Here is an 8758-nt window from a genome sequence, read left to right on the forward strand (position 1 = left end):
ACGCCGACTGGCGGGGTGAGGCCGGTGATCCGGCCGGCGCGGTCGCCGAGTTCGAGGCGCTGCTGGCCGACCGGCTGCGGGTCCTGGGACCCGACCATCCCCGCACCCTGAGCACCCGCCACAGCCTCGCCGACTGGCGGGGTGGGGCCGGTGATCCGGCCGGCGCGGTCGCGGAGTTCGAGGCGCTGCTGGCAGACGAGCTACGGGTCCACGGCCCCGACCACATCCGCACCCTGAGCACCCGCCACAGCCTCGCCGACTGGCGGGGTGAGGCCGGTGATCCGGCCGGCGCGGTCGCCGAGTTCGAGGCGCTGCTGGCCGACCGGCTGCGGGTCCTGGGACCCGACCACCCCGACATCCCGGCCGCCCGCCACGAGATCACCTTCTGGCGAGAAGCGGTGGAGCAGCAAGGTATGGACGCAGGTGAATGACACCTGCCAGCGCGCCACTGCTTGCCGACGACAGCGCGTTCCGGGCAACGGCGACCCGGACAACAGCGAGATCAACTGTCCGGGTGGGCCCGCCCGATGTCCCAACCGCGACCCCAGAGTTCTCACAAAAACTGAGCCGGGGCCGCCGGCGGAGGACTCAGCGAAAATGAGAACCACAGCTCAGGCCAAGATCCACTTATCGGAATGGTTGAGCCAGGACACGCGGAGTATCCGGCCTGGTCAGCGGCGGTGCGGCTCGGGTTGAGGTTGGGGTTGCGGCTGCCGGTTCGTGGCTCGGTCGCGGGCGGCCCCGACCGAGCGGTCGTGGCCGAGGTCGACGCGTTCCCAGTAGCGGCGGCGGCGTTCCTCGTCGTCGAGGACCTGGCGCTCGTCGAGCAGCCCGGCGCGCAGCTCGCGGCCCTGAACGGTGCGGTCGGACAGGGTGGCGCGCAGTTCCTCGTCGCGCAGGGTGGTCTCGTCGCGGACGGTGCCGACCGCGACCCGGGCGGGCACCTCGGCGTCGATCGCGAACAGCGTGGTCTGGTGCTCGTCGACCTCGACCGGCGCCGGGTAGGTGGCCTCCGCTTCGGGCACGTCGTCCAGGCGGTAGGCGGTGCCGTAGTCGCCGCGCTCGACCTGCGCCTGGTCGTCGTCGACGTCGGCCTGTTCACTCTGGTCAGGCTCGGGCTGCTTGTCGTAGTGCAGCGCGAACACCGGCGGCGTCCACTCGTCGTCCTCGCGTCCGGCCGGCTGGTCGGGCAGCGGCCCGTCGTAGGTGAACGCGGGCTCGAACTCCGGCTCCGGGTCGGCGAACTCCGGCTCGTCGGGCAGCGGCACGTCGGCGTAGGAGTCCTCGACCGCGGGCTCCACCTCGGCGTCGTTTTCGACGGCGGTCGGGGCCACGACCTGCTGCTCGGGTTCGGACTGCGGCTCGTCGACGATCTCGGCGTCGACGATCTCCGGTTCGGCCTGCGGCTGGTGGTCCTGGGGCTCCACGTCCAGCAGGACGCCGGGCGCGCAGTAGTCCACCTCCAGCTCGGTGGAGACCGACGGCTGCGCGGCGACGTCCTCGATGACCTCGGCGTCGTGCACCTCCGGCGCGGGCTGCGTGGCCTGCGCCGGGGCGGGCGGCTCGTCGACCAGCTCGCCCTCGACCCCGGCGGCCAGCTCGGCCTCGAACGCTGCCTGGTCGGCGGCGAACTCCTCGGCCAGCTCGCGCAACACCTCCACCAGGTCTGGCTCCTCGGTGGGCGCGCCGGTGTCCTCGACGTCCGGCACGTCGACCGGTTCGACGTCGGGCGGCTCGACCGGCTCCGGAGCGGGCTCGACCATGCGGTCCGGGGTCGGCTGCTCGGGGACGGCGACCTCGGTGTCGGGGCGCTCGGCGTGCTCGACGTCGAACAGCACCTGCTGCACCGGCGGCTGGTGCGGCTCGACCAGGTCGCGGCCGCGACGCTCGAGTTCGGCCGCCGCGGCGGCGGCACGTTCGGCGTGTTCGGCGGTGTGCGCGGCCCACCGTTCGCGGGCCTCGTGCAGCCGCTCGAACCGGGCGGCCTGCTCGGCGTGGCGGGCGTGCATCCGGTCGGCGCGTTCGGCCTTGTCGATCAGCGCCTGGAGGTCGTCGGTGATCACGCCCCGGGTGGTGGTCAGCTCGGCGTCGACCTGGGCCCAGCGGGTGACCGACTCGCGCCGGTATTCCTCGGCCAGGACCGTGGTCTGCTCAAGCTGCGGAGCCACGTAGGCCGGTGCCCACTGCTGCTCGCGCTCCCACCGGGCCACCTGCTCGCGCAGCTGTTCGTCGGTCAGTTCGGCTTGGTCACGCTGCTCGGCCGGACGGCCGAGGGCTTCCCATGCCCGGTGCCACGTCACGTGCTTGACCGGGTCCTGCACCCGCGAAGGTGCCGGACCGATGGTCATCTGCTCGGGGTCCACGCCGTACATCTCGCGGTACGCGCCGACCGCCGCGGCGCGGGCGACCCACTGGCGGCGCGCGGCGTCGTCGGCGGGCACGGGCCCGAGCTGGACCAACGCCCAGTCCGGCGGCTCGATGACCAGGGCGCGGGCCATCGTGTCGACCCGCTGGTCCATCAGCGTGCCCAGCTCCTGGGCGTACTCGCTGATCGTCCCCGCGTAGGACCGCAGCCGCTTCGACCACGGGCCCGGCACCGGCGGATCACCGGCGGCCTGCACGACCTCGCGCACGCGGTGGGCCAGCACCGCCGACATGGACTCCACGTCGTCCAACGCGCGGGCATCCGGGCCCAGGACGCCGGCCAGCACGCGTTCGACGTCGTGGCCGGACAGCTCGGCGTGCGCGAGGGTCGCCATGAGCTGCCGGTGCCCGTCCTCGCCGGTCACCCATTCCATGCGGTCGGGTCCGAGGTGGGACAGCAGCACGTCGTGGTGGTGGTGCTCCATCGCCTCGCGCGCCGCCAGGCCCCAGACCTGGCCCATCTGCGCCAGGGAGTCGTCGGCCTCCAGCGCCGCCCGCCAGGTCTCGGTCGCCGAGACCTGCCCACCGTCGGTGGCCAGGACCTCGCGCAGCACGTCGGCTGGCGACACCGAGTACGTCTCGGGGTTGTGCGCGTCGGGTTCGGCCTCGGTGACCACGTACAGGTGGTTCGCCGAGCGGCCGCGGGTGGCGCCGGGGTAGAGCTCGTTGCGGCTCATCCCGCGCTCGACCAGGTCGTGGTCGGTGTCGGTGGTGCGGCCCTGCACCGAGTGCCCGGTGCCCGCGTAGGCCAGGGTCGTGTGGTGGCGCACGTAGTCGGGCCGCAGGTAGACCCGGGTGTCGTCGGAGTGCCGGCGGGCGATGAGCTGGCCCTGGGCGTTACGGCCCTCGACGGTCAGCAGCTCCCGGTTGACCACCATCTTCTTGTTCTGCGTGTCCGCGCGGTGGTCGTTGAGCCGCGCCGCGATCACGTCACCGCGGCCGATCGGGTTGTCGTCGCCGCCGATGGCCAGGACATCCTCGCCGACCCGGTCCAGCGCGACCAGCTCGTCGCGCACCATGCCCGACACCAGCGCGGCGTCCTCGTTGGTGCGCACGACCAGGACGGACTCCTTGCCGTCCAGCACGTCGGCGAGGTAGCCGCGCACGGCGGCCTCGATCATCTCCTGCTTGGTGCCGCCCCGGATCCGGCCGTGGCGCTGATACTCGGCGATCGCGGCCGGGTCGCCGTCGCGCATCTTCAGCGACGCCTCGCGCTCCCACTCCGACCGGAACCGCCACACCTGGGTCAGCTCGAACGGCGTGGCGTCGCGGGTGAGCAGCCGCAACATGCCACCGCTGCCCACCGCGGCGAGCTGTTCGTGGTCGCCGGTGTAGAGCAACTTGCCGCCGGCGGCGTGGACCAGGCGGGAGACCTCGGCGAGCTTGTCGGTGTCGGCCATCCCGGCCTCGTCCACGACCAGCAGCGTGCGCGGTGCGAGCTGCTCGGCGTTCTCGCCGGTGTACTTGGTGAGGAACTGCGCGACGTTGATCGCTTCGAGCCCTTCGGAGATCAGGACCTCGGTGGCGCGCTGCGAGGTGGCCAGGCCCAGCACCGGCGCGGAGAACTCCTCGCGCCACAACCGGTCCACCCACGACAACGTCTTGGACTTACCGGCACCCGCCGGGCCGATCAGCACGTCGGCCGCCTTGCCGCTGCTCAGAATGCCCGTCGCGGCACGCACCTGGTCCGGACCCAACCCGGCCTCGCGCAGCTTCCGCTCCGCGGCGACCTCCCGCTCGACCGCCAACCTCGGGCCACCGAACCGGTGCGCCTGCGCCACCAGCTCCTTCTCCGCGCCGATGTGCGCGGCCGTGGCGTACCGGGTGCCGGCGGCCACCTGGTAGACCGGCGCACCCTCCGGGGTCAGGTCGACCCGCAGCGCGGCCGGTGCTTCCGCGCGCACCTTGCCGACCAGCGCAACGACGTCGGCCGGGCCACCCGGCGCGAGCGCACGGTCCAGCAGCCGGTCGACCTCGCCCGCCGTCGTGCTGCCCCAGTTCACCTCGCCGACCAGCTTGTTGACCTCCAACGCCAACCCCGTGCGGTCCCAGGTCGCGTACTTCTCCTGGACACGGGCCACGGCGGTGCGCAGCAACTCGTCCTCGCCCATGGCGCGCCGCTGCGCATCACCGGGAACGCCCTCGACGTCGGCCTTGCGGGCGGCCGCGCGCACCGCGTCGACCTGATCGACCAGCTTCTGCGTGCCGTGCTTGCGCGCGTACCGCTCCGCCAGCGCCTCGGGGGAGAGCATGGTCTTGGGCTGCCGGGTCTTGTACCAGGCGTTGGCGCGCAGCTTGCCCAGCGCCTCGCGGCTGGGCTCGTGGCCGTGGGTGTCGACGTAGTCCTCGACCAGCTTGTCGAGTTCCTTCTTCATCGCCGCCGCGCGGCCGCTGGACTCCTCCAGCAGCACCCGGTCCATGCCGACAATCTCGCGCGCCTGGCCGTCCGGACGCCACCCGTAACGGGCACCGGTCGCCTCGGTGACCAGCTGCTCCATCCGCCGCTCGTAGATGATCGCGGCGGTGCCCTTCAAGTCCTTGAACTGCTGGCCGTCCACGGCGTAGACCCCGCCGCCCTCGACCTCGGTGCGGTTCAGGATCGCGGCGTGGGTGTGCAGGTGCGGGTCGCCGTCGCGGCTGGTCGAGTGTCGCCACAGCGTCATGACCAGGCCCTTGATACCGGCCATCTCGCCGGTGGTGCGCCTGCTGCCGTCGTCCAACGTGATGGTGCTGTGCCGCCCGACGCGGGTGGTGGTGACGTGCGCGTCGATGTAGTCGAGAGCCTCGCGCACCGCCTGGTCGTGCGCCGCGTCGACGGCCGCCGCCTGGTCGTGCAGGCCCGCGGCCTTGAGCACTTCCTTCCACACCGACGTCGACTTGTCGGCCATGAACGACAGGTCGTAATAGCCCACCGACTGCCGCTGCGACTGCTGCAACTCCCGCTCGATCTCCGCGCGGCGTTCCTCCGACGCGGTCGGCTCGGCCGCCAACGCGGCCTCCAACCGTTCCTTCGGCGAGGCGTACACGCCCTTGGTGCGCGGCCGCGAACCGAACTCGCGGATCGGTTTGCCCGTGGCCGGGTCCAACTCCCAGTGCCGCAGCTCGCCGTACACCGCGCGCATCTGCTCGGCCGTCACGAGGTCGCCGACACCGGGCACCGCGCCCGACGAGTCGGCCAGCATCTCCAGGCCCGACCCGTACCAGACGCCCATCGGCTCACCGTGCGAGCTACCGCCCAGTAGGTACTCGGCGCCGGGCGACGACGCGTCCCGTGAATGCTGAGCATGATCATGTTCGGCGCAGCCGGCCGCGCGCAACAGGTACTCGGCACCCGCTCGCCCCGCCGAGATCGTCGTCAGCCGCAGAACACCGCCCACCGGCCCCTCACCGACCCCACGCAGCCCACCGAGCGCCACCGGCGAAGGTGGCGTGCGGCGGGATCGCGGTCGTGCGGAGCACGCCGCGATCTTACCCGAGCATCGCCTGATGCATTGGTACATAGCTTTTGGTAGTAGAACTGGGGGACAGCACGAGGCAGATGGGGGATTGTCCCGTTCAGAGTTAGTTGGCGGTGTTCGGAGGTAGTTGACGGAGGTGGTGGCGGTGTTCGGGGTTAGGTGGCGGGGCGGTGATCGGGGTACGGGGCGGTGTCGGCAGAATGCGCGGCCGTGGACAGGCTCGGTCTGCTCCCTGTGGGCGCTCCCGCGTCGCGGGAGGGAGAGTTAGAGGTCGCGTTCGTCGACCTGGACGGTGAGCATCGCCTGGGGTTGGGGGATGCGTGGCGGGTGCCGTTCGAGGCGTGTCTGCCGGTGCGCCGGTTCCCCTCGTACAAGGGGCAGCGCCACTACGTGGGGCGTTGGTGGACGGCCACGACGGGCACGTTGGTGGGGCACGAGTCGTGGTTGGAGCGCGACCGGCTGATCCTGCTGGACTTCGATCCGGACGTCGTGGGCATCGCCTCGCAGCCGTTCTGGCTGTTCTTCAGCACTGCCGAGGGCAGGCGGCGCTCGCACGCGCCGGATTACTTCGCGCGGATGGCCGACGGGTCGGGGCTGGTGCTGGACTGCCGCCAGTCGGATCGGGTCAAGCCGCGTGACCGGGTCGCGTTCGAGGCGACCGCGGCGGCGTGCGCGGTGCTGGGGTGGCGTTACGAGGTGGTCGGCGCGGTGGCGCCGGTGCTGATGGGCAACGTGCGCTGGTTGGCGGCCAACCGGCATCCGCGTCACCTGCTGCCGGAGGTCGCCGCCGGGCTGCGGGAGGTGTTCGCGCGGCCGTGCGGGCTGCTGGAGGGCGCGGCGTTGGTCGGTGATCCGGTGGCGGTGCTGCCGGTGCTCTACCACCTGCTCTGGCTGCGCGAGCTGTCGGTGGAGCTGTCGGTGCCGCTGGGGCCGGAGTCGGTGGTGGGCCGGTGACGGGCGCGGCGCGGCCGGTGCTGCGGATGGGCGACCGGGTCGTGTTCGACGGTGAGGAGCACGTGGTCGCGGGGTTGGCGGGCACGTCGGTGCGGCTGCGCTCGGATTCCGGCGGGCACCAGGTGGTGCTGGCCGGGCATCTGATGGGCGCGGCGGACTTCGCGCTTCTGGACGGTGGGGAGCCGGTGACGGTGTCGGCGGTCGAGCCGCTGGGGCTGCTGGCGGCGCTGCCACCCGAGGCCGTCGCGGATGCCGAACGCTGGCGCGACCACCTGGTCGAGGTCGAGACCGGGCTGCCGCCGGAACCGTCGGCGGGCGCGCGACCGCGACCGGATTACGACCCGCAGGCGACCAGCCTGGCGGAGCGTCAGCGGGCCAAGGCCGCCGAGCTGGGAGTGGGGCTGCGGACGGTCGAGCGCAAGCGCGCCCGCTGGCTGGAGCAGGGCTTGTGGGGTCTGGTCGACCAGCGCACGGCGCGCACGTTCGACCCTGCCGGGCAGGCCGACGAGCGGCTGGTGGCGGTGCTGCGGGAGCTGATCGAGAAGGAGACGAACGCCTCCACCGGCACCCGGTCGCGGCTGATCCGGCGGGCGGTGAACCGGTTGGAGGAGCTGCACGGGCCGGGGGTGGTGCCGGTTCCGGGCAGGACCGCGTTCTACGCGCTGCTGGACCGGTTGACGGTCGGTCGGCACACGTTCGGGTCGGCGGTGACCCGGCGGCAGACGGCGAACCGGCCCGCCGGGGAGTTCACGGTAACGGTCGCGTCGCGGCCGGGCGAGCAGGTCCAGATCGACTCCACGCCGGTCGACGTGTTGGTGCTGGCCGCCGACGGCGTCCCGGTGAAGGCGGACCTGACCATCGCGGTCGACGTCGCGACGCGCACGATCTGCGCGGCGGTGCTGCGCCCGGTCGGCACGAAGGCGGTGGACGCCTCGCTGCTGTTGGCGAAGATGCTGGTCCCGGAACCGATGCGGCCGGGCTGGCCGTCGGCGCTGCGGATGGCGGGCTCGGTGCTGCCGCACGAGCGGCTGCTGGAGGTCGACGCGCGGATGCGGGAGGCGGCGGCGCGGCCGGTGATCGTGCCGGACCTGGTGGTCATCGACCACGGCAAGGTGTTCGTCTCCGAGACCTTCGGTCGGGCCTGCGAGCGGCTGGGGATCTCGGTCCAGCCGGCGCGCAAGGGCACCCCGACCGACAAGGGCGTGGTCGAGGCGACGTTCGACGCGGTCAAGACGCTGTTCGCGCAGCACGTCGCCGGGTTCAAGGCGGCCAACACCCAACTGCGCGGCCGGGACGTCGCGGCGGTCTGGACGATCGGGGAGTTGCAGGACCTGCTGGACGAGTGGCTGATCGTCGGCTGGCAGCACCGGCCGCACGACGCGCTGCGCGATCCGCACGCGCCGCGCCGGATGCTGTCCCCGAACGAGCGCTACGCCGCGCTGGTCGCGGTCACCGGTTACCTGCCGATCGCGTTGACCGGGGCCGACTACCTGGAGCTGCTGCCGGTGGAATGGCGGGCGGTCAACGACTACGGGCTGCGGATCGGGCTGCGCACCTACGACTGCGGCGAGTTGGGCCGCTACCGCCGGCAGCACTCCGGGCTGGCCGGCAAGCGCGGTCTCTGGCCGGTGCACTACGACCCCTACGACCTGTCGCAGGTGTTCCTGCGCACCCCCGAGGGCTGGGTCACCGTCCCCTGGACGCACCGGGCGATGGTCGCCGCGCCGTTCGCGGATTTCACCTGGCGGCACGCCCGCCGGCTGGCCGAGCAGTCCGGCCGCGCGAGCGGCCGGGCGGTCGGGGAGACCGAGATCGCCCGCGCGCTGGACGCGCTGCTGACCCGCGCCGAGTACGGGCTGCTGGAGGGCGCGGCGTTGGTCGGTGATCCGGTGGCGGTGCTGCCGGTGCTCTACCACCTGCTC

Annotated in this window: 4 protein-coding genes; 3 read left to right on the forward strand and 1 reads right to left on the reverse strand. The window is 72.6% G+C overall.

Translation table 11 applies throughout. The features are described from left to right. On the forward strand, positions 1 to 431 hold a 431-nt coding region (locus ACFXGA_RS18610; RefSeq protein WP_378089411.1), incomplete at its 5' end, for a tetratricopeptide repeat protein. A 240-nt stretch (positions 432 to 671) separates the two neighbouring features. On the opposite strand, the gene mobF is transcribed toward ACFXGA_RS18610, so the two are convergent. Then, positions 672 to 5924, reverse strand: a complete 5253-nt coding sequence (gene mobF, locus ACFXGA_RS18615) for a MobF family relaxase (protein ID WP_378089413.1) — start codon at positions 5922 to 5924, stop codon at positions 672 to 674. Positions 5925 to 6209: 285 nt separating this feature from the next. Here mobF and ACFXGA_RS18620 point away from each other — a divergent pair, with 285 nt between their 5' ends. Beyond that, complete coding sequence (locus ACFXGA_RS18620) at positions 6210 to 6836, forward strand: TnsA-like heteromeric transposase endonuclease subunit (protein ID WP_378089415.1); 627 nt, start codon at positions 6210 to 6212, stop codon at positions 6834 to 6836. After that, a partial coding sequence (locus ACFXGA_RS18625; protein ID WP_378089417.1) for a hypothetical protein occupies positions 6833 to 8758 on the forward strand: 1926 nt, incomplete at its 3' end. The genes ACFXGA_RS18620 and ACFXGA_RS18625, both read left to right, overlap by 4 nt.

The sequence above is a fragment of the Actinosynnema sp. NPDC059335 genome, assembly GCF_042752395.1.
GTDB lineage: Bacteria > Actinomycetota > Actinomycetes > Mycobacteriales > Pseudonocardiaceae > Actinosynnema.